This window comes from Paenibacillus sp. Mc5Re-14 (genome assembly GCF_001049835.1).
GTDB classification, from domain to species: domain Bacteria; phylum Bacillota; class Bacilli; order Paenibacillales; family Paenibacillaceae; genus Paenibacillus; species Paenibacillus polymyxa_C.
In genome coordinates, this window is sequence record NZ_CVPD01000001.1 from 870741 (window position 1) to 892630 (window position 21890).

A 21890-nucleotide genomic window follows, 5' to 3' on the forward strand; every position below is an offset into this window, starting at 1 on the left:
CCAATCGTCTCTATATTATCCAACATGTTGGTCAGGTACCTCCTGATGGCGGAACCGTATACGAATCAATCGCAATCGCTCATAAATTTGATCCATTCCTGTTTCCGTTGCTTTTTCTTCTCCATACACTTTTAGCATAATGGGCTTGAGCAGCGTATCTCCCAACTCTGCATAAGCAGACCAGATGGCTGCTTGCTCCTCCTCAGATACATGTGCCAATTCCGTGCAGATCAGCTTCTCCATATCCATTCCATCCCTATCCAAATGTTCCACAGCTTCAATCATTTCTCGACGGTGCAAGCCTGTCTTCATTCCGATATGCTCCAGTGAAAGACCGTCCGAAATACCTTCGATAATCGCTCTAGTCAGGCTAAACTTGTTTAGTTCCTGTCTGTACTGGTTTTCTTTTTGCTTGTACAGCCATGACAAAAAAACTTCTTCTTCAAGTGCCTCTGTTACCCAGTTCAGCGGAAATGGCGTAGTCCGATCATTTTGCTTCGTAATAGCCAATAGCTCCGTCCCATATTGCGACACCTTACCCAGGCCCATACCAGGCAGTTCTAACAATTCTTCTTCGGTATGAGGAAGAAAGACACTGATGAGTCGAAGTAGTCGATTCGTAGCGATAAAATAAGGTGCTTTTCGCTCAGTTGCTGCCTTTTGCCGTCTCCACATTGTCAATTGTTCATACACCTCATCACGCGGAAACAAATCACTATAGCAATACAGCTTTTGTAGCGTTTGTCCACGTCCTGATGATCCTTCTTGTTCATGAAAAACGCCATGAATTAGAGGCCTGTAGCCCTCAGCCATCTTGAGCGCCAGCTCATGACGGTATACATGCAGTAATTCCTGCCACAAACTGCCCTCATACCAAAGGTCGTCTATACTTTCATCTGGGACATGGTGTGTGCTCCAGCCTGCACTCCATCCCCCTTCATGTTGTCCAATCCATACCTGCGCAAAGTCCTCACAGCCCTGTTCATTCCGTTTGGACAAGCGATTTAAAAATACAATCTCCATGATTCTTCCTCCCTCATATAATTAGATTACTGACCCGCACAATACAAAAACGCAAAAAAAAGCACCTATCCCGCGTATTCGCAAGAAAGGTGCTTCCCTTTTTGATCCGTACTATGCTGTTGCCTATATGATAACCGGACCTTGGAGTACCGTCAACCATAAATTCTAAGAATTCAGCTTTTCCTTGGCCAAAGCCAGAGCTCCGCACAATCCAGCATTGTCACCCAATCCTGGAGATACGATATATTGCTCAATTTCTGTAGTCAGACTTGAATGCTGTACATACCCGTTTAAAAGTTGTTGAAGCTTGGTACGAATGAGCGGGAACAATTGATCCTGCTTCATTACTCCGCCGCCCATAATAATTTTTTGCGGTGAGAGGATTAAAATATAGCTCATTAGAGCCTGTGCCAGATAATGCGCCTCCATTTCCCAGGCAGGGTGATCCACAGAAAGCTCGTGTCCTTTAACCTTCCATCTTTTTTCGAGCGCCGGACCGGCTGCCAGTCCTTCCAGACAATCTCCATGATATGGACATGTGCCCTCGTAGTTATCTTCTGGATGACGACGTACCAGAATATGCCCCATTTCCGGGTGGGACAATCCATGTACCAGCTTTCCGCCAACCAAAGCACCCGCTCCGATGCCTGTACCTATTGTAATATACAGACAGTTGTCCAATCCTTTAGCCGCACCCCAAATGGATTCACCCAGTGCTGCTCCATTTACATCCGTGTCAAACCCCATAGGTACATCGAAATGCTCCTTCAGTTTGCCGATCAGATTATAATTTCCCCAATGCGGCTTTGGCGTTGTTGTAATATAACCATATGTATCACTGCCTTCGATAGGATCAATTGGTCCGAATGAGCCTACACCCAGCGCTTCAATCCCTTTGCCTTCAAAAAATGCGATGACATTCTCCATGGTTTCTGCTGGAGTCGTTGTTGGAAAGCTTGCTCTTTCCAAGACCTCCCCACGTTCATTTCCGATTCCACATACGAATTTGGTGCCGCCTGCCTCAATTGCTCCCAATACTGTCATAGCTGTTGTAATCCCCTCTCCATGATCTCTCTTCACTATATTCACCTGAAACGAGCCTAAGGTCAATCCCCTTATCACAATTGTATAAAATCCTTCACATGGCTATATATCTTCGCTGGCATAATGGCATATAAATAAGGACACTCACGCACCAAGCGTCAGCATCCCTATATAACTTAGTCTACCTGAAATGTACATCCCCAGCCTAACAGCTCTTCATTATGATCCGGTTGCGACACCCATCAACGTACACAAGCTTTTCATTTCAAGTTGCTCAAATTTGTCGACAATTTGCACGTGATCCAGTGTCAACAGACAGCTGTCTAAAGCACATGCAACAGGCACATCACAGTGAATTTTAGCAAGTTTGCGTGAAAGATGCAGCATATCCAAATCACTCTCGATCTTTTTACGGACCGACGGTGTCAATTGATCAAGATTTTCCAGAATGCCTTCAATGGAGTCGTATTCCTGCACCAGCTTGAGGGCTGTTTTTTCACCAATTCCGCGTACTCCCGGGTAATTGTCACTTGCATCACCCATCAGACCTTTGAGATCCACCACTTGGCGCGGCTTAAGCCCTTTTTCAGACAACAGCGTCTCCGGGGTATATACCATGTAATTGCCATGTCCTTTTTTCATAATAATGACTTGTGTCCGCTCATCTACCAATTGAAGTAAATCATGATCTCCCGATAGAATCATGACATCCATGTCCTCATTTTGCGAATAATGGCGTGCGAGCGTACCGATGCAATCATCCGCTTCAAAGCCTTCCGCCCCAATGTTGGGAATGCCGAGGCTGTCCGTCACTTCACGGATCAAAGTAAATTGAGGAATCAAATCATCTGGCGCGTCGGCTCGGTTTCCCTTATACGCAGCAAAATGTTCCCCACGGAATGTCGTTCCGCCCATATCCCAGCAGCAAATGACATGTGTAGGATTAAAGGTTTGGACTGCATCCCAAAAATATCGAATAAAACCATATATGGCGTTCGTTGGTACTCCAGCTTTTGTACGACGGATATAACCGTTTGCAGCGGTTGCATAATAAGCACGAAAAAGCAGGGCCATGCCGTCAACCAGCATTACGGATTGTTCATTGCGTTGTGTCACAGATTGTATTGCTCCCATTCATCATATTATTTAACCCCCACAGTATAACATATCATGGTGGTAAATTGGGCGTTACTGAGCTCCCCATGTCCCCTCAAATGTTTCCTCTTTGAATCCTACCGTTACTTTACTCCCGTCAGTTACAATTGGACGTTTGATTAATCTTCCATTCGAGGACAAAAGTGAAATTTGCTCTTCACGGCTCATGCTTCCAAGCTTATCTTTCAGCTTTAACTCTTTGTATACTTCACCACTTGTATTGAAAAACTTTTTCAACTCCAGCCCGCTTTTATTAATCAAGTCTTCCAGTTCCTCCGGGCCGGGCGGTTGTTCAAAAATAGGAATCAGTTCCGTCTCATGCCCCTTGTTTTGCAGCCATTTCACTGCATTACGACAGGTGCTGCATTTAGAATATTGATATACTTTCAGTTGGCTCATCGCTAGATTAACCTCCATTTAGTTTCAATCTATTATTGAATATTTTATTCTGGATGATATTGAGCTCTTAACAGCTCTTGCATTCCGATCATATCGTCCGGCAGAGGAGCGTAAAACGTCATCCACTCCCCGGTCACAGGATGTACCAAGGACAATTCCGAAGCATGCAGGGCCTGTCGAGGCATCCTCGCATCAAGCTGATCATAGCGCTCACGTTGCACAGCGTCATTAGGTGTAATCCGGTACATTTTATCTCCGATCAACGGGCAACCGATATATGTCATGTGCACCCGAATTTGGTGCGTACGTCCGGATTCCAACTTTAGACCGATGCGGCTTCCTCCGCTCCACACTTCCTCTAGCTTATATAGCGTAAGAGCAGGATAACCATCCGGGGTCACCATGCGCAAATGCGGATTATCCGGGTTGCGGTCAATCGGTCCGTCCACCCTGCCTTCCTGCTGCTCAGGGCGCCCATGCACCAAGGCTGTATAGCGTTTGTCCACCGTTCCCGCAATCATCTGTTCGGAAATATGCTGATGGACATACGGATTTTTAGCTACAACTAGCACGCCCGTCGTCTCCTGATCAAGACGATGAACAGGACGAAACCGAAACAGCTCCCCCTTGGTCTGCCAATAATGCACAACCCCGTTAGCCAGCGTCCCTGTGTAGTGACCATGAGTCGGGTGGACAATCATGCCCGCCGCCTTGTTCACTACTAACAGATGTTTATCCTCAAACAAAATCTCAAAAGGAATGGGTTCGGGTAAAATATCGTCGGAACGCTCGCGTTCCATGCGAATCTCTACTCGATCCCCGGACTTTACCTTTACGCTGATATACACACGTATCCCGTTCAGCATAATCCCCTGTTCGGTCAGCTTGAGTTTGGATATGAGCTTACGAGAAATGTTCATACGTTTTTGGAGAATGGTCTTCAACAACATGCCCTCCTCCTCAGGAGGGATCATATATACGATAGGTTCATAGTACAAGCTCATCACAAATTCCCGATTGCCTCCTTATTTGCGGAACACCTTTTTGCTGCGCACATATTCGACATCGGGCACACCCTGACGCACATTCGCTGTGCGAGCCACAACAAAGAAGTAATCGGACAGGCGGTTCAAATACCGACGTACCGCGGGATTGATATCTGTGTGCTTACCTAGTGTAACCGCACGGCGTTCCGCGCGTCGGCAAACCGTGCGGCAAACATGAAGCGTCGAAGATAATGTGCTTCCTCCCGGGATAATAAAGCGCTCCACCTTTGGATTTTCCTCCTGGCATGCATCAATCCAGCCTTCCAGCCGCTCTGCCAGCTCGTCTTTTACCTTATATTTACTTTCATTGATTTTAACAAACGCCAAATCCGAACCACAATCGAACAGCTCCTGCTGTATTTCTTCCAATTGAGTCCGAATGTCCGCAAACTTCTCCCCTTCGGCAAAGCTGATTGCTTGTCCTACAAAGCTGTTCAGCTCGTCAATGGTACCGTACGCCTCCACACGGTCGTCATCTTTGGACACTCGGCCGCCGATCACAGAAGTTTGTCCTTCATCGCCTGTTCTGGTATAAATACCCATATCATTCCATCCCCTTTATCATTCTGTGAGTGCTTTCAGTACCTTGATGGCTTCTTCCTTATTGCTTGTGCGTGGCGGTACAGTAGCAAATAATGTGTTTGAGTTATATTTTAGGTCCTTAAACATCTTCATCTGCTCCACCGGAATTCCGAACAAATGGGTTGCCTTGATTACATCCGTTCCTTCTTCCCCTTGCTCCTTTTTCTTAAATACGCCGCCCTCGAACACACCCCGGGCATACGTCTTTTTGTCAAAGGCATCATCTAACGGTAGATTCGAGCCATTCTGTCCATACAACTTCATGTCCTCTTCCGGCAAAAGAAACAAATCATGCTCTCCGGCCGCATATTCTACGACCAGCTTCTGCTGGTTATACAGTGGGCTGACTGAAATCTCGATCGTCGGAGCCTGTTCGCCCAGCTTATCCTTAAGCTTTTGTGCCAGCTCGTCACGAATAACTGATGCATCCCCTTTATCCATAATAAATATGGAGAAGCTGTCCTTGTCCCGTCCCCCACATCCAGCCAATAGTACAAGTGCTATGATTCCGATAATCCATGGCGATATCCTTTTTAGCCCTGCTCTCATATGTACGCCCCCTCTTCCATGCCACTAATATATCATAAGTTGTGAATGCAAAAAAAGAAGGCCCTGCGGCCTTCTTCGTAGCTACGGTGACTTCACACAGTTACACTCTGCATTCCATACCGTACAGCTTCATGTATTCATTGATTTTCAAATCAAGCTTGCAGCTGATCTCGATGACAAGATCAGAGGTGAAGGACTGCTCTTCCTGAAACGTCCGCATCATCTCATTGCGCAGGAACAAAATTTCATCTTCCAGGGAAATGTCGTATCCTATTGAACTCGGCGACTTATATCCAACATATGACATGAGCACTCCTCCTGTAATTGAAAAATTGAACTTCCTGCTTCCGATTTCAAATTATAGCATAGAAATTTAGAAATAAAAGACTATTTTCTATGAATTACCCATAAAAAAAATAATTTTAACCTTCTTTTTTAACTTTTTCAACAAAATGACCAATCCGATCCAGAGCTTCCGTCAGCTGAGTGACAGAAGTCGCATATGAGCACCGAAGATAGCCTTCGCCTCCCAAACCAAACACATTGCCCGGTACAGCTGCAACTTTGGCCTCTGCCAATAGGCGCTGCGCAAATTCATCCGAGCTGAGTCCTGTGCTTTGAATACTCGGGAAAACGTAAAAAGCCCCTCTTGGCTCGTGGCATTCCAGACCAATGTCGCGGAATCCCTCAACCATCAGACGACGACGCTGATTATAGGCTTCTACCATTCGATCTTTCTCACCCATACCATTTCGCAAGCCTTCCAGTGCTGCAACTTGGCCCATAGAAGGCGCACACATAACAGTGTACTGATGGATTTTGAGCATAGCAGCAATCAAATCAGGATGCCCGCAAGTATATCCAATACGCCAGCCAGTCATGGCGAAGGCTTTGGAAAAACCACTAACGAGAATCGTACGATCCATCATACCCGGTACCGAAGCAAAGCTGACATGCTTGTCGCCATAATTCAATTCGGCATAGATTTCATCAGAGATGACGATCAAATCATGCTTTTCCACGATTTCCGCAATCGGAAGCCAATCTTCATAAGTCATCGTAGCCCCGGTCGGGTTGCTCGGATAGCATAAAATCAACACCTTGGATTTTGGTGTAATTTTTGCCTCCAGCGCCTCAGCCGTCAGCTTAAACTCATCCTTGGCAAACGTTTCAATACCGACCGGAATCCCGCCTCCAATCGAAGTGATTGGAGAATAGGAAATGTAGCACGGCTCAGGCACCAGAATTTCATCACCAGGTACAATTAAGGCGCGCAACGCAAGATCAATTGCCTCGCTACCTCCAACTGTTACGATAATCTCATTTTTAGGATCATAGCGGACGTCAAATTGCTCATTCAGATACTCACTAATCGCTTCACGCAGTTCTGGCGTTCCCGCATTAGACGTATAGCTGGTGAAGCCTCGCTCCAATGAATAGACACAGGCTTCCCGCATATGCCAAGGGGTTGTAAAATCCGGTTCGCCTACCCCCAGGGTAATAATGTCCTTGTTACCACCCACCAGGTCAAAAAACTTACGGATACCCGATGATGGAATCTCGCGTACCAATGGGGATAAATAAGAACTCATGGCCTTGTTACTGTCGGTGAATGCTTCTGTTTTGAAATTCATCATGATCTTCCTTTACGGCGAAATCATCAGACGATTATCTTCCTGATGGTCCTCAAAGATAATTCCGTCCTGCTTGTATTTTTTAAGCGTAAAATTAGTCTTGGTAGACAAAACCGAATCAATAGGGGATAGCTTCTCCGACACAAAATTAGCGACCTCACGGAGATTTCGGCCTTCCACCTCTACCAGCAAGTCATATGCTCCGGACATGAGATAAACAGATTTAACTTGCGGATACAAATAAATCCGTTCTGCAATCCCTTCAAATCCTCTTCCACGCTCAGGTGTAATCTGCACTTCGATCAAAGCGGTAACCTTTTCGTCGTCGACTTTGTCCCAATTGACTACAGCGGCGTATTTGACGATCACATGTTGGTCTTCAAGCTCTTTAATTGAGGTGCGTACGTCTTGCTCGTCTACCCCCAGCATAGTAGCCAATAGAGTCGGTGTTCTTCTTGCATCTTCTTTTAACAATTCCAGCACTTTTAGTTTTAATTCATTCAGCTCTGTCATTCTACATAAGGCCTCCATCGAAAGAGATTACTATACATCATACAATACGCACTTTAAACCTGCAAAGAAAAACCGTCCGCCCCGGTAAACCCGGCAGACGGACGGCTGTTATGGGAAATTGCTTCAAAAACGGAAAATCCCGTTTACATATAATAAGGGTTGCTTTGATGAGTAGATTGGCCTTGCTGATGCATAGGTTGACCATATACTCCCGCGGATGACGACTTCTGCTGAATGAACTGTTGGCATTCCTGTTGGGTCTTGCGAGCTTCTTGAATCTGTTTATCCAAATCGATGCGCAGCGCTTTAGTCGGAGCGGTGTACATATTATTCTGGCTCATTAGATGATACAAATCACCTTGCAGACGCAATGTATCATTCGTAAGGTCGGTGAACATCTGACGCACAGACGGGCAATTGGATTCTGTCGTCGCTGTTGTGTACTCGCGCACTGTACGTTTCATATCAGCAAGAATGGTATAGAGCAAATCCTCTTCGGGCATAAATGACATATTGTTTTGTGAATACATTCTGTCAAACCTCCTTTATTAGTTAGTCCAAATTACTGCTGCGGCTGCATTGGAGCAAGCTGCTGATGCTGTTGAAGAGCATTAGAAAGCAGATTCAAGTGGTGCTCATGAGTTCTTGCCAGTTGCAAACAGGCTTGTTGGATGGCTGGATGCTGAATAGACGCCGCTGTGGCCGCACATTGTTTGAGTAGTAGTTCTTCATTGGAAATGGAGTCCACGATGTACTCCAGCTCTTTGCCTGACAAGGGTTGCATGTTCGTAGATTGCATAGTCTCTGTGCCTCCTTAAATGTTTTGTTGCACGCTGGTTATCTTGTCCCTTTGGCGAAATACTATGTACGCATAAGAGATACTACATATTACCTATGAGGAGTGCTATTTTATATGGAGTTGATAATCGGGAAAACATATTGGCCTAATACCTTGGAGCAGACGCTGGATTTTCCGCCTTTGGCAGAGGATTTAAATTGTGATGTATTGATTATCGGGGGAGGGATGAGCGGATCCATTTGCTCCAGGTTATTGGGAGAACAACAGGTAGACACCGTGGTTATTGACAAGCGCAAGCTGGTACACGGAAGCTCTTTGGCCAATACAGGACTGCTGCAATATAGCAATGACAAGACCTTAACCTCTTGCATCCACACGTTTGGTGAAACGAACGGCGTACTCTTTTATCGCATGTGCAAAGATGCTCTGGATCAGTTAGAAAAGCTGTCCACCACACTGGATACAGACCCTACCTTTATTCGGCGCAGCAGCCTGTACTATGCAAGTACGTGGGAGGATGTACTGATGCTTCAGGAAGAGTACGAACAGCTAACCCGGTTTGGATTTCCAGTGGAGTTCTGGGATGAGCAACAAGTTGCTGCCCGATTTCCTTTTCGAAAACCAGCAGCGTTGTACACACATGAAGATGCTGAAGTGAATCCATTTTGTTTTGCCCAGGGGCTGCTGCAATCTGCCAACCGTCTTGGTGTTCGCTTATATGAGCATACGGAAGCCAAGCATTTTGATTTCAACGATAATGAGGTCGTTTGTCATACCAGCGGTGGAATGATCCGAGCAAAAAAAGTTGTTTTTGCAACAGGTTATGAAACACAAGAGATTAAAGCCGATCGCGGGGCCGTTCTAGAGAGCTCTTATGCTATCGTCACCAATCCAATCGAAGATGCTCCCTTATGGCATGAGCAGTGTCTGATCTGGGAAACTGCTCGTCCTTATCTATATATGCGCTCCACACCGGAGGGACGGATCATTATTGGTGGTTTGGATGAACCTATATTGGACGCCAGCCAGCGTGAAATCAGGCTCTTACATCAACAGCAAAAGCTGCTACAATCGCTAAAGGATTTTTTTCCCGGTGTCCCATTTCAAATCGACTATGCTTGGGCAGCTGTATTTGGTTCCTCTCATGACGGCTTGCCGTATATTGGTCCACATCCGCGTTTTCCAAATTGCTACTTTTTGGAGGGTTACGGAGGGAATGGAGCAGTCACGAGTATGATGGCAGCACAGCTATTGGCTGATGAACTGACGGGCATACACCGACCTGAAATGGAGCTTTATTCTCTGACTCGTTCTACCAAACCCTCGCCCGAAACAACGGAACCGATGATTTAATTGGGATATAACAAAACCTCCTTTTCCTATATAAATGGATTTGGAGGTCATTTGTATGGAAATTCCAATTATTCGGTTTGCTTGTGCCAGCGTCGTGCATGGGAATCGGACTTGCATTGCTTCGTTTTTTGTTCCATTTTCAGCACACTTCGCATAAAGAGCCATCCAATCACTGGCATCAATGCCAGTCCAATCAACAGCCAGATCATCGCCGTAGGAGCCTTGCTGATACTTAGGACGCCCAAGAAAATGAGTGTCCCCGTCAACCGACCTATCATTAAGCATAGTTCGCGCAGTACAACCAGTTCCACTCTCTGATTAGCGTCTCCTTCACTCGTACCCATTAGATCAAAGCTCGCAGAGATCATAGGAATTAAATACAAGGGCATGAATAAAGCGGTGCCAATCCCCATAATCAGCAGCGTGCTATACTCCATACGCCACAATAGCGGTAAAAGCGCGATCACCAACAGCACGGCACCCAACAACATACCAGCCGAGCGATAGTGTGGCTTGAGCCATTTTCCGACAGCCCAAAAGCTGAAAAATGAAACCCCTGATGTAATAAGTGAAAACTGTGCTAGCTTCCATTCCTGTTGAGTAACTACATACACAAGCAGCGTAATCAGGAAAGCAAACACCCCTTCACGAATGCCCTGCGTAACAAGCGATAACGACAACGGACGCCACATACTTCCTTTTTGTGACAATCGCTGCTTAGGCTCTTTCCAATTGTAATTTCCTGTCGGTTTACGCTTGCGAAGAAAGAAACTTAGCACCACTCCTACGACATAAAAGGCCAAGGAAATACTGAATATCACACGATAACCCGCGTCATCCTCCATACGCGCAATAATCCAACCAGAGAGCCAAGGACCCACTATACCGGAAAATGAGCCCAGCAGGCCCACCCATCCGTTAAAATGATCACGACTTGCCTGATCCGTGACTTCGAAAAAAATGACATTAAACGCCAGCCAAAATAAACCTAACGCTGCACCCAACAACATTCCGAGCGGCCATATGTAGTTTACAGCCTGCGGTCCCGTATACAACACGATTAGATAGAATAGGCCGGACAATGCGGTTCCCACGCGCAGGGCATTCATTTTGTTATGTTCCTTGACCCACTTTCCAGCTACCCAGACCATAATTCCCAGCGCAATTTGTTGACTGACATTAAACCATCCGATCATCGCGTAATCCTGCCTGCTTTTCCACAAATACACATTAAGAAATGTGCCGGACAATGCTGCTGCAAACACAAACAATCCATTCAAGCTTAATAGCAGAATGGATTGTCCGTTCAGGTTTGATTTCAATGCAGTTCCCCCTAACGGAAAGATCACCAATCAGCTTATTACGAGTCAGCTTGTTCAAAGATTTCTTTGATTTAACATGCCCGTATTGAGCTTGGACCTATCCGGGGAATCGCTATTTAAATATTGGAAATACCGCTGAGCTTCTCCAGCATTCGCAGTCGGTCATTCTCTGACAAAGTCTGCTGAACATGGAAGCAGCTAGGACACACATAAACATTCAAGACGAACGGCAAATCCAGAACAGGCTTACCGAGCACTGGAGATATCGATGGTTCGAAGCCTTCTCTGGTTACGGTTTGCGAACCCGCATGCAGCATGTACTCTCCGCATTGGGAACATTCAAGAACCTCATCTTGCCTGTCGAGTAATTGTTCAGCCCCTTGTTCATAAGCCATAAGATCCGCACCGCTTTCTTCGAATTTTTGTAAAGTATGCAGCACAGGCAGCTTATGAAGCTCATTATCCTGCAATAACGGTGCATCAGCTGGCTTTTCAGATACGACTTCATCCTCTGCCTCGTATAAAATATCCTGCTCGTCATCATCGCCAAGCTGAATACTCAATGTACGATAACCCTTTAGGTCTTCTTTTTCATGAGCATGGAGCGCCGGGGTTACAGAAACCGCATGATCATGTGTCGCATCTTCATGCCCATCCGTATGTCTGTGAACAGATGGAGAAACAGACTCAGACTCCTCTTCATCATCTGTTATGTCTGAGTATCCTTTCAGATCATTATGGCAATAAGGACACTCTTCTTCAGGCCCTAATTCTTCATCCCAAATAATTTCCATGTTACACCATGGACAAATAGTCATTTCCAAGCTTTATCATCCTTCCGTTCCAAAGCGTATACCAAGCTCTAGTATACAGGATGTGTCAAGTTACACTCGCACCAATCACATAAGATAACGATATTGAAATAATCATGGAGAACAAGCCGACCGCACGGTTATCCTCTTTAATCTCTTGATCGATAGAAAATACCGGTGTCAGAAATTCAAAAAGGAAGTATGCCGCAAGTAGCAGTAAAAAACCAACGAATGACCAGATCATCGTATCATACACGCTGGATTTTGCCTCCATCGCAAAGCGGAGCACGTTGCAAATACCGAACATTTTCCCACCCGTTGCCATGGCTACCGAAACATTGCCTCGCTTGATCTCTTCCCAGCATTTATAACGGGTTACCAGCTCAAAGCAGGACAAAAATACAATTAACTCCAGCACCGCCACGGAGAAATAACCCAGAATCATCCCCAACGGATGTGATAGCAATTCATCAATCGCCATCTTCACCTCGTCCCTCCCGTTCTACCAAGCGTTCTCGGTCAGCAACCCATATCTATTCCAATTCAGCAACCGTTACACCCGTGCCGCCTTCATTGTAGTTACCGATACGGTAGCTTTTCACATGCTTATGCTTGCGCAGGTACTCCTGAATACCGGTTCTCAGGACCCCCGTACCTTTGCCGTGAATAATGTATACCTGTCCCAGATTGGCCAAAAACGCTTCATCCATGAAGCGGTCCACTTCCATCAGCGCTTCCTCCACGTTTGCCCCCCGAAGGTCAAGTTCACTTCGCACATTATCATCCCGTGTCCGCTTAACGCCAGTCACTGGCTTTTGGACCCTTGGAGCCGTCGTTTGGGCAGGTTGCAGCAGCTCCAGATCATCCAGACTGACCTTCATTTTCATGATGCCCAGTTGAACGATAGCTTCCTTGCTGCCAGTCAGTTCAACCACATGGCCTTTTTTATTCAGACTGTGAACGGATACTTCATCGCCAGCCATGATGGAACGAGTACGCGTAGTGATTGAACGTTTGGCTGTACTTTTCTTGCGTTGCTTCGGTTCAGCTTCATCCAGTTCTTTACGAGCTGCAATCAGCTTGTGCTCCTTAACCGAGGCTCCCTCTTCCTGAGCCAATCTGCGCAAATCAGTAATAATTTTTTCTGCTTCACTACGAGCCTTATCCACGAGAACTCTTGCTTCGTCTTCGGCCTTTTCCAACATACGGTCCCGTTGTGACTCCAGCTTATCCAGCTCGGTCTGATGACGGGTACGCAATGCTTCCATTTCCTTACGCAGCTGCTCTGCTTTTTCCCGTTCTTGCTCAGCGGTCAAACGGTTCTGCTCCAGTGATGCAATCATGTGCTCGACGCGCTGATCTTCTTCCGTTACCTCGCCACGGGCATAATCTAATATCCGCCCTGGTAATCCCAATCGCTCGGCAATGGCAAAAGCGTTACTTCGCCCAGGTACACCAACCAGAAGACGGTAAGTCGGGCTTAATGTAGCGACATCAAACTCCATACTTGCATTAATAATTCCTTTGCGCTCATAGGCATACGCCTTCAATTCACTATAGTGAGTCGTCGCCACCATACGGCAACCCAGAGCATGTATATGCTCCAAAATAGACACAGCCAGAGCCGAACCTTCTGCCGGATCCGTTCCTGCCCCCACCTCGTCAAGCAATACAAGACTTTTGGGTGTCATATTTTTCAAAATGCTAATAATATTGGTCATGTGACTGGAAAATGTACTCAAGTTCTGCTCAATGCTCTGCTCGTCACCAATATCGGCATAGATTGCATCAAATACGCATAGCTGGCTTTCATCCTCAACAGGCACAAACAGTCCAGACATCGCCATCAAACTTAGCAGACCTATTGTTTTCAGGGTAACGGTTTTCCCCCCTGTGTTCGGTCCGGTAACGATAATGGAGGTGTACGAATTACCCAGTTCCACATCTATGGGAACGACCTGTTCCAACGGAATTAGAGGATGTCTACCCTTTTTCAGCTTCAAGTACCCACGATCATTCATTAAGGGCAGCGTTGCCTTCATTTCACGAGCGAGACGCGCTTTCGCAAAAATAAAATCAAGATTGCCCAAAATATCCACATCATACAGCAACATATCCGCTTGTTCTGCGACAAGTGCGGTCAGCTTTTGTAAAATGACTTCAATTTCACGCTCTTCTCTCAGCCTGGTTTCCCTCAGCTTGTTGTTCATGGCCACGATGGATTCAGGCTCGATAAACAATGTTGCGCCAGACCCGGATTGATCATGCACAATTCCGCCAAAATAAGAACGGTATTCGGCCTTGACCGGGATGACAAACCGATCTCCACGAATCGTAATCAACTGATCCTGAAGCATTTTGGACACAGTTGAGGAGCGAATCATGGAATCCAGCTTCTCACGAATACGCACTTCACCGGAGCGCAGCTCCCGGCGAATTTGTGAAAGCTCTGTACTGGCCGAATCCAGCACTTCTGCATTTTCGTCAATACAGCCTTTAATGGAGTTTTCCAAACTTCTTTGTTCCGAAAGCTGCTCACTCCAATACAGCAAAGTTTCAACAGGATTTTCCTCATGCAAACTTGTTACATATACCTGTATACGGCGTGCAGCTTGAACCGTTGTCCGAATACCAAGCAACTCCTGCGGACTTAACGTTCCCCCAATACGGGCACGCTTCACCGCCGGAGTGATATCCACTACTCCGTTAAATGAAGGTACTCCTTTTAGTCGATCAGCAGCATAGGCCTCGTCCGTACCTTTCAGCAATTTCTTGATATGCTCCAAATCATCGCTGGGCTGTAATCGAAGGGCTGTCTGTTGTCCCGTTGCCGTTTGGGCATAGTGACTTAGTTTATTTAGAATTTTTTGATATTCAAGGGTTTTGAAAATTTTAGAGTCCAACTTCACTGCTCCTTTCACTTATATCTATATTATACCGAAAGCAGCAAACTTACGCTATTTGCCAACTATGCTTTACACATAAGAAAGCTCTTCATGCCACACACTAACCTTTGTCTAACCCTGTTAATTCAAAAAAACAAAGGAGGTTATTCCGTGAGCATTCTTGGGCACATTGTACGTTTCATCGTTGCCGCTCTGGTTTTGATGGTCGTAAGCTGGATCGTTCCCGGATTTAGTGTAGGCGGCTTTTGGAGCGCGCTGATCCTTGCCATTGTCATTGCCTTGATTGGCTACATCGTTGAGGCAGTGTTTGGTCGACGCGTTTCTCCATTTGGACGCGGTATTGTCGGTTTTCTAGTGAGCGCTCTGGTTATCTGGGTCGCTCAATATGTCGTGGCCAATGTTAGTGTTTCTATTTTGGGCGCATTGCTCGCTGCATTGGTTATCGGGATTATCGATTTGTTCATTCCGGTATCGACACCATTTGAAGCCGGGCGTAAGGAAGGGAAATAATTTCAGCGGACACTTCCAGCATAGCTGTCCCGAAGCAGATTCGTCTGCCAAAGGACAGCTTTTTGTCACTTACACTTCTTAGCGATCCATAAACAAACAATCCCCGGCCATGAGCAGCCGGGGATTGCCTTACAATTATAATCCGTATCTACTGATCCTGTTCGATAAGTTCAATCCATTCATTATACTCGGTTTGAAGCTTGGTGTATTCTTCCTTTAATTGACGTAATTCAGTCGAGATCTTCTCTGCATTTTCTCGGTCTACATCCTGTTGTACTTGTAATAAACGAAGCTGATGAGCTGCCATTTCATATTTTTGACCCACTTCGTCTAATTCAGACTGCAAGGCCATCCGTTCCTGCTCTATGGACTGCTGTTCTGCCTTTGCGGTGTTGGCAGCTTCAACTGCAGAACGAATCTCTTCCTGAAGTTGTTCCTTTTGTTCAATCGTTACCGCTATCTCCCGTTCCCAAGAAGCAAATTCTTCCTTACGGGCAGCATCTTCAGCTTCCAGACGTTCCGCTTCATCCTTCAACTGATCATATTTCAGCTGCCACTCCATAGATGCCTTCTCAGCACGTTCCAGTTTACTTTGCCGATCATGATTTTCCTGCTGGAGTTGCTTAATATGTTGCTCCAGCTGTCCAGCTCGGCTCTTCATGCTTCCATATTGCTCCTGAAGCGATTGATACGCCTTCGCGCCCTCTTGCTCTCGGACTTTGGCCTTCTCAAGCTCGTCCTGAACGCGAATCAGCTCAGGCGATAGCTCCTTGATCTTCGCTTCAAGTTGAACTAGACGTTGCTGCTGTGAAGCATATTTATCATTAGCAGCTTCAACCTCAGTCACAGTCTGCTGTAGTTGTTGCTCTATTGCTTCCTTCTGTTCACGCGCTTCCAGCAGGGAAAGCTCCAACTCGTCGGCTGCCAATTGACGTTCTTCTGCAAGCTTCTTCCATGACTTCTCACTTTCAGCGAGCGTAGCCAGCTCGCTTTGCAGCTTGCGAGTAGATACATGAGCTTGCTCCAGCAGCTTCTGCATCCGGCGCTGCTCTTCCTCCAGCTTAGCCGCCTGCTGCTGCGTAGCCTTGGCTTCATCCAGCAATTGATCATATCTGCTTTGCAGTTCTTCACGCGCAAGCGTATCTGCCTGCTCCCGCTCTGTTGCCGCCTGTTGCTGTGCTTGCAGCTCAGCCTCCAGTTCGGACTGTTGTTGCTCCAATGCTGCAGCTTGCTCTTGAGCCTCCTTCAAACGAGAAGAAAGCTCTGCACTACCTGCCTGTACTTGTTCTAATTGCTCCTGAAGCTCCTCCATACGAATCTCCTGCTCCAGTGCAGCTTCCTCGGCAAGTTTCTGTGCTTCCTCATGCTGGAGCTTTTGCTCATTTAGAGCCAATTCAGCCTGTTTACGTTCCTGCTCCAGCTGTTCATTCAGCCCGGAGCACTTGATCTGCCATTCGCTTATCTTCTGGCTATGCTCTTGCTGCAAAGCAGATCGCAGCTTGTCTAGCTCAGTGCGATTTCGCTCCTGATGAGCCTTTTCCGCAGCGGAAAGCTTAGCTTCAGCTTGTTTAGCCGCTTCGGCTATTTCCTTCTTCAACTGCTCTTCTGTCTGCCGGACACGCGCATTCGCAGCCTCTTGCTGCTCTTTCAGCTTACGAGAAGCTTCTTGACGAGATTCCTCCAATTCACGCTTAGCTTGTTTTTGTGCATTTTCAAGTTCAGCCGCTTTTTTCTCCTGCTGTTCAAGCTTTGCCCTTAGTTCGGCAATTTCCTTGGCTGACGCAGATTCAGTCTCCACCAGCTTCTTCTGCGTCGTTTCTTTTTCTTCCCTCAATTGAACAAGGGCTTGATGCATATCTGTATTTTTCTGCTGTTGTTCCCCTAGAGCCGTCTGGAGTTGGGCCAGATCTCCCCGGAGCTCCGCCCGTTCCGCTGCCAAGCGGTTCATATGGCTCTGGATCTCCTGAATTTGTACAGCTTCTTCAGCCATATGAACCGCAGCCAGCACGGCAATTCGGGGCATATCCAGACGCGAATGAGCTTGAGAAATGCTGTGCATACGTTCATCTACGTAATTGGCAACCTGCTTCATGTAATCACTATTACTGCCGACAAGTTTATAAGAAGTACCGTAGATCTCTACAGTGACGCGAGTACGATCTGGTGTAGTCACAATTATGCCCTCCTTCAATACTACTGTATGTTGATTCTAAGGTGTGTCCGGTACTAGGGTAACCCGCCTTCCGTGAAGCGTTCAACCTTATTAGTCCGGCTTCCCCGCAGCGGGTGAATATCAGAGTAGAGAGCTTCTATGATAATAGGCCAAAAAGCCGTATCGAACCTCTGTCACTAAGATTCGATACGGCTTCCCGCATTTCCTGCTACTTTCTCAATTCCGCTCCAAAAGTTTGTTCCAGAGACGTAACGACAGGAGAATGCGCCGCATTGATCTCTTCATCCGTCAACGTATGCTCCCAATGACGATAGGTCAGGGAAATAGCCACGCTCTTCTTGTCTTCACCAAGCTTGCTGCCTGTAAATACATCAAACACCCGTGCATCCTGCAACAGTTCTCCGCCTGCAGCGTGAATAACACGAAGCAGTTCACCTGCCTCAACGTCTTTATTCACCACGAGGGCAATGTCACGTTCCACGGATGGGAAGCGAGCCAGCTCTCTGAACTGAATATGGGAGTTTGCATGCTCAACAAGCTGTTGCAACGCAATTTCAGCTACATACGTATCGTTCAGTCCATAGGACTGTTGCAGTTCAGGATGGATCTGTCCAACCGTACCGATCCGTTGGGAGCTTCCGTTCACATCCAGCCATACTGAAGCGGAACGTCCTGGATGGTAGCTTTGCGGCTGGTCAGCCACATAACGAATGCTGGCACTTAGTCCGAAATAGTCAAACACCGTTTCAAGCGCACCTTTAATATCAAAGAAATCAACCTTTTCGGCACCGATGTTCCATTGTTTTTCACGACGTACCCCAGTCAGCAGCAAACTCAGCACTTGAATTTCCTGCGGCTGGCGAGTTAAGGTTTGTTCTTCTGTGTAAAATACAGTTCCCATCTCAAAAATCGCTAGGTTATCTTGCTTGCGATTCATGTTGTACACCGCTGTATCCAGCATCTGCGGAATGATACTTGTACGCAACACACTACGATCTTCACTCATAGGCATAGCCAAACGTACCGGATGGCTGCCTTCTGTTAGAGCGTTAAACAAAGCCGTGCTTTGCGGATGTACAAAAGAGTAACTGATCGTCTCCTGCCAGCCACCATGAGCCAGCAATCTACGCAAGGAGCGACGCAGAGATTGCGATGCCGTCAAAGCTCCTGGAGTTGTTGGACCTTCAATCGGCGTGGTTGGGATATTATCGTAACCATACAAACGTGCTACTTCTTCGATTAAGTCCACATCAATGGTAATATCTCCACGGCGTGTAGGTACTTCAACTTCCAGCACCCCTGGCTCTGTGTCGCCGCATCCGAAATGAAGTCTACCAAAAATCGTCTTCACCTCAAGCAGCGACAGTTCGGTTCCCAAATATCGATTTATTTTATCTAGCGACAGCTTAATAATACGATTTTCAGCTTTTGCGGAAGCAGACTCTACAATACCCTGGTGTACAGCGCCCCCTGCATAACGCTGGATCAGCGCAGCTGCACGATTCACAGCAGGTATAACAGCACCTGGATCAACCTCTTTTTCAAAACGCAGGCTTGCTTCCGAACGCAGTCCAAGTTGACGGGATGTTTTGCGAACTGTTCCCCCGTCAAACTTCGCAGATTCCAACGCAATGCTAACCGTTGCATCCGTAACCTCAGAGTTGGCTCCGCCCATTACGCCTGCTAATGCAATTGGCTTCACGCCGTCCGTAATCAGCAGCATATGCGGTTCCAGCTTACGTTCCTGATCGTCAAGTGTAATCAAAGTTTCGCCTGTACGAGCAAGCCGAACCTCAATATTTCCATTTTCCAGCTTATCCGCATCAAAAGCATGCAACGGCTGGCCGTATTCCAGCATAACGTAGTTCGTAATATCTACGATATTGTTAATCGGACGAACACCTGCCGCCATCAGACGATTTTGAATCCATAACGGGGAAGGCCCCACTTTTACACCTGTGATATAACGCGCTGCATAGTGCGTACACAGTTCAGGAGTATCTACCTTTACGGACAGATGATCTGCCGCTGCATCGCTAACTTCTACTAGGTCCTTAGCGGGGTCAGCCAGCGAAATGTCACGTCCTAGAATGGCACTCACTTCATAAGCGGCTCCATGCATGCTCAGGCAATCCGAGCGGTTGGGTGTCAAATCAAAATCCAGCACCTGATCATCCAGGGCAAGCAGCTTCGTAATCGATGTGCCAATTTCAGCATCCTCTGGCAGCACCAAAATGCCTTCCTGCAATTCTTTTGGCAATAGCTTATCATTCATGCCCAGTTCTTTGGCCGAGCAGATCATGCCCATGGACACAACACCACGCAGCTTGGCCTTTTTAATATGAAAATCTCCTGGCAGCTTGGCACCTACAACTGCAACAGGAACCTTTTGACCTGCATCCACGTTCTTGGCACCACACACAATTTGCAAGTCTTCTCCCTGACCCGCATCGACAATACACACATTCAGCTTATCCGCATCTGGGTGCTTTTCTTTGCTTTTGACATAGCCTACAACGACGCCAGTAATTCCTTGGTTACGATGTTCGACTTCATCAATTTCAATGCCCGAACGGGTGATTTTTTCTGCTAGCTCCTCCGCACTCACTTGATCCAGTGATACATACTCGGACAGCCAATCGAATGATACTTTCATATGGGTTCACTTCCCTTGATATAGTTGTTTATTGACGCGCAAACTGCTTCAAGAACGACAGATCGCTGTTATAAAAATGGCGAATATCATCAATGCCGTATTTCAAAATGGCAATCCGTTCTACACCCATACCGAATGCAAAGCCACTGTATACCTCGGGATCAAAACCACCCATTTCCAGCACTTTCGGATGCACCATACCACAGCCTAAAATTTCAATCCACACGCGCTCGCCGTTTTTCTTTACAAAAGTCACGTCTACTTCAGCACTTGGCTCGGTGAACGGAAAGAAGCTTGGACGCAAGCGGATTTCGGTCGATTCCCCGAACATTTCGCGTGCAAATTGCAGCAAAGTTCCTTTCAAATCACTCATACGAATGTCTTTTCCAATCACAAGACCTTCAATTTGGTGGAATTGGAAGGAATGCGTTGCATCGTCATCATCACGTCGGAATACCGTACCCGGACAAATCACCTTAATAGGCGTTTCACCCTTCATCGCCTCCATCGCGCGAATCTGAACTGGTGACGTATGAGTACGCATCAACAGATCCTCGGTCAGGTAAAATGAATCCTGCATATCGCGTGCTGGGTGATTTTTAGGCAGATTCAATGCTTCGAAGTTATAATAATCGGTCTCTGCCTGCGGACCCTCAGCCACTCGATATCCCATACCTGTAAAAATATCCTCGATTTGCTCGATCACTTTGTTAAGTGGGTGGAGCCCGCCTTGCGGCATTGCGCGTCCAGGCAACGTAACGTCGATTTTTTCTGCTTGTAAACGCTCATTCGTTTCTGCTTTCGTGAACTCGTTCTGCTTACGATTAACGACCTCTTCAATCGCCTCACGCACCTCATTGGCTACCTGTCCAACAACTGGACGCTCTTCCGCGCTCAGCTTGCCCATACCGCGCAAAATTTCGGTCAACGCACCCTTTTTACCCGAATATTTAACTCGCAGATCAGCCAGCTCCTTAGGTGTTGCCACCTTCTCCAATACTTCCAGTGCTTCTTCCTTCAAGGCCAGCAAATGTTCCTTCATTTGGATGGTTTCGCTCATCGCCTGTTCAGTCCCCTTTCTTCATATCCAGCTTTTCAGACAACAAAAAAAGGTCTTTTCTCCCGAAAAGGGACGAAAAGACCGTGGTACCACCCTCGTTAGACAATGAAGTTTAGCAACCCGATGCGTTGCCTTATGGCAATCAGTACGGGTGTTCATTCATGCTATGCATCATCATCTCGCTCTACACGTTGTAACGGTCGTGAACCGGTATCCCCTACTTGCACAACCGCCATTTACATGACGCTTGAGGTTCAAGGAACTGCTCCGGAGCGAACTTCAACAGCCCAATATTTGTAGAAACGCTCTCAATCCTACGGCGCTTCCTCCCTGTTCAATCGGACACTGCCTACT

Annotated in this window: 21 protein-coding genes; 2 read left to right on the plus strand and 19 right to left on the minus strand. The window is 46.8% G+C overall.

Annotated features, from left to right (window positions below; genetic code table 11):
- Positions 1–15 precede the first annotated feature (15 nt).
- The 12 genes from BN1546_RS04045 to BN1546_RS04100 form a co-directional block, all read right to left on the minus strand.
- Positions 16–1023, minus strand: coding sequence for an HRDC domain-containing protein (locus tag BN1546_RS04045; RefSeq protein ID WP_025676381.1), 1008 nt, complete (start codon positions 1021–1023; stop codon positions 16–18).
- 165 nt (positions 1024–1188) lie between these two features.
- Positions 1189–2067: an ROK family protein gene (locus tag BN1546_RS04050; protein ID WP_172800007.1), complete on the minus strand. Its 879-nt coding sequence runs from the start codon at positions 2065–2067 to the stop codon at positions 1189–1191.
- A gap of 219 nt (positions 2068–2286) precedes the next feature.
- Positions 2287–3183: a 5'-3' exonuclease gene (locus tag BN1546_RS04055; RefSeq protein ID WP_013370112.1), complete on the minus strand. Its 897-nt coding sequence runs from the start codon at positions 3181–3183 to the stop codon at positions 2287–2289.
- A gap of 72 nt (positions 3184–3255) precedes the next feature.
- Positions 3256–3621, minus strand: a complete 366-nt coding sequence (locus BN1546_RS04060) for an arsenate reductase family protein (RefSeq protein WP_013370111.1) — start codon at positions 3619–3621, stop codon at positions 3256–3258.
- Between the two features lie 44 nt (positions 3622–3665).
- A complete protein-coding gene (locus BN1546_RS04065) occupies positions 3666–4625 on the minus strand; it encodes an RluA family pseudouridine synthase (protein WP_090736068.1) in 960 nt (319 codons plus the stop codon).
- Between the two features lie 21 nt (positions 4626–4646).
- Entirely contained in the window at positions 4647–5210 is a 564-nt protein-coding gene (locus BN1546_RS04070; protein ID WP_013370109.1) for a cob(I)yrinic acid a,c-diamide adenosyltransferase, read from the minus strand.
- An 18-nt stretch (positions 5211–5228) separates the two neighbouring features.
- Entirely contained in the window at positions 5229–5798 is a 570-nt protein-coding gene (locus BN1546_RS04075; RefSeq protein WP_013370108.1) for a hypothetical protein, read from the minus strand.
- Between the two features lie 100 nt (positions 5799–5898).
- Positions 5899–6105 carry an aspartyl-phosphate phosphatase Spo0E family protein gene (locus BN1546_RS04080; RefSeq protein WP_013370107.1) on the minus strand — a complete coding sequence of 69 codons (207 nt, stop codon included), beginning with the start codon at positions 6103–6105 and terminating at the stop codon, positions 5899–5901.
- A gap of 115 nt (positions 6106–6220) precedes the next feature.
- Positions 6221–7432, minus strand: coding sequence for an aminotransferase class I/II-fold pyridoxal phosphate-dependent enzyme (locus tag BN1546_RS04085; RefSeq protein WP_081317831.1), 1212 nt, complete (start codon positions 7430–7432; stop codon positions 6221–6223).
- Positions 7433–7444: 12 nt separating this feature from the next.
- A complete protein-coding gene (locus BN1546_RS04090) occupies positions 7445–7945 on the minus strand; it encodes an Lrp/AsnC family transcriptional regulator (RefSeq protein WP_013370105.1) in 501 nt (166 codons plus the stop codon).
- Positions 7946–8088: 143 nt separating this feature from the next.
- Entirely contained in the window at positions 8089–8475 is a 387-nt protein-coding gene (locus BN1546_RS04095; protein WP_025676375.1) for a spore coat protein, read from the minus strand.
- Between the two features lie 32 nt (positions 8476–8507).
- Entirely contained in the window at positions 8508–8744 is a 237-nt protein-coding gene (locus BN1546_RS04100; protein WP_013370103.1) for a hypothetical protein, read from the minus strand.
- A gap of 114 nt (positions 8745–8858) precedes the next feature.
- Between BN1546_RS04100 and BN1546_RS04105 the strand changes: the two genes are divergently transcribed.
- Positions 8859–10097, plus strand: a complete 1239-nt coding sequence (locus BN1546_RS04105) for an NAD(P)/FAD-dependent oxidoreductase (RefSeq protein WP_058829252.1) — start codon at positions 8859–8861, stop codon at positions 10095–10097.
- A gap of 68 nt (positions 10098–10165) precedes the next feature.
- On the opposite strand, the gene BN1546_RS04110 is transcribed toward BN1546_RS04105, so the two are convergent.
- From BN1546_RS04110 to BN1546_RS04125, 4 genes are all read right to left on the minus strand, one after another.
- A complete protein-coding gene (locus BN1546_RS04110) occupies positions 10166–11419 on the minus strand; it encodes an MFS transporter (RefSeq protein ID WP_013370101.1) in 1254 nt (417 codons plus the stop codon).
- Positions 11420–11535: 116 nt separating this feature from the next.
- Positions 11536–12243 (minus strand): hypothetical protein, encoded by a 708-nt coding sequence (locus BN1546_RS04115; RefSeq protein WP_013370100.1) that lies wholly within the window; start codon positions 12241–12243, stop codon positions 11536–11538.
- Between the two features lie 55 nt (positions 12244–12298).
- A complete protein-coding gene (locus tag BN1546_RS04120; protein ID WP_058829251.1) occupies positions 12299–12712 on the minus strand; it encodes a DUF350 domain-containing protein in 414 nt (137 codons plus the stop codon).
- A 52-nt stretch (positions 12713–12764) separates the two neighbouring features.
- Positions 12765–15134 carry an endonuclease MutS2 gene (locus tag BN1546_RS04125; protein WP_014599568.1) on the minus strand — a complete coding sequence of 790 codons (2370 nt, stop codon included), beginning with the start codon at positions 15132–15134 and terminating at the stop codon, positions 12765–12767.
- A gap of 153 nt (positions 15135–15287) precedes the next feature.
- Between BN1546_RS04125 and BN1546_RS04130 the strand changes: the two genes are divergently transcribed.
- Entirely contained in the window at positions 15288–15647 is a 360-nt protein-coding gene (locus tag BN1546_RS04130) for a phage holin family protein (RefSeq protein WP_013370097.1), read from the plus strand.
- Positions 15648–15795: 148 nt separating this feature from the next.
- Here the strand turns inward: BN1546_RS04130 and BN1546_RS04135 are convergent, their stop codons facing one another.
- The 3 genes from BN1546_RS04135 to pheS form a co-directional block, all read right to left on the minus strand.
- Positions 15796–17820, minus strand: coding sequence for a DNA repair protein (locus tag BN1546_RS04135; RefSeq protein ID WP_090736070.1), 2025 nt, complete (start codon positions 17818–17820; stop codon positions 15796–15798).
- A gap of 208 nt (positions 17821–18028) precedes the next feature.
- Entirely contained in the window at positions 18029–20476 is a 2448-nt protein-coding gene (gene pheT / locus BN1546_RS04140) for a phenylalanine--tRNA ligase subunit beta (protein WP_090736072.1), read from the minus strand.
- Positions 20477–20504: 28 nt separating this feature from the next.
- Positions 20505–21536, minus strand: a complete 1032-nt coding sequence (gene pheS / locus BN1546_RS04145; protein ID WP_304364150.1) for a phenylalanine--tRNA ligase subunit alpha — start codon at positions 21534–21536, stop codon at positions 20505–20507.
- Between the last annotated feature and the right edge of the window lie 354 nt (positions 21537–21890).

Excerpts from the sequence above, each read along its gene's own strand:
- BN1546_RS04045 (WP_025676381.1), bottom strand. The coding sequence starts at position 1,023 with ATGGAGATTGTATTTTTAAATCGCTTGTCCAAACGGAATGAACAGGGC.
- BN1546_RS04065 (WP_090736068.1), bottom strand. The coding sequence starts at position 4,625 with ATGAGCTTGTACTATGAACCTATCGTATATATGATCCCTCCTGAGGAG.
- BN1546_RS04120 (WP_058829251.1), bottom strand. The coding sequence starts at position 12,712 with ATGGCGATTGATGAATTGCTATCACATCCGTTGGGGATGATTCTGGGT.
- BN1546_RS04090 (WP_013370105.1), bottom strand. The coding sequence starts at position 7,945 with ATGACAGAGCTGAATGAATTAAAACTAAAAGTGCTGGAATTGTTAAAA.
- BN1546_RS04050 (WP_172800007.1), bottom strand. The coding sequence starts at position 2,067 with ATGACAGTATTGGGAGCAATTGAGGCAGGCGGCACCAAATTCGTATGT.
- pheT (WP_090736072.1), bottom strand. The coding sequence starts at position 20,476 with ATGAAAGTATCATTCGATTGGCTGTCCGAGTATGTATCACTGGATCAA.
- pheS (WP_304364150.1), bottom strand. The coding sequence starts at position 21,536 with ATGAGCGAAACCATCCAAATGAAGGAACATTTGCTGGCCTTGAAGGAA.
- BN1546_RS04075 (WP_013370108.1), bottom strand. The coding sequence starts at position 5,798 with ATGAGAGCAGGGCTAAAAAGGATATCGCCATGGATTATCGGAATCATA.
- BN1546_RS04060 (WP_013370111.1), bottom strand. The coding sequence starts at position 3,621 with ATGAGCCAACTGAAAGTATATCAATATTCTAAATGCAGCACCTGTCGT.
- BN1546_RS04080 (WP_013370107.1), bottom strand. The coding sequence starts at position 6,105 with ATGTCATATGTTGGATATAAGTCGCCGAGTTCAATAGGATACGACATT.
- BN1546_RS04100 (WP_013370103.1), bottom strand. The coding sequence starts at position 8,744 with ATGCAATCTACGAACATGCAACCCTTGTCAGGCAAAGAGCTGGAGTAC.
- BN1546_RS04105 (WP_058829252.1), top strand. The coding sequence starts at position 8,859 with ATGGAGTTGATAATCGGGAAAACATATTGGCCTAATACCTTGGAGCAG.
- BN1546_RS04085 (WP_081317831.1), bottom strand. The coding sequence starts at position 7,432 with ATGAATTTCAAAACAGAAGCATTCACCGACAGTAACAAGGCCATGAGT.
- BN1546_RS04070 (WP_013370109.1), bottom strand. The coding sequence starts at position 5,210 with ATGGGTATTTATACCAGAACAGGCGATGAAGGACAAACTTCTGTGATC.
- BN1546_RS04095 (WP_025676375.1), bottom strand. The coding sequence starts at position 8,475 with ATGTATTCACAAAACAATATGTCATTTATGCCCGAAGAGGATTTGCTC.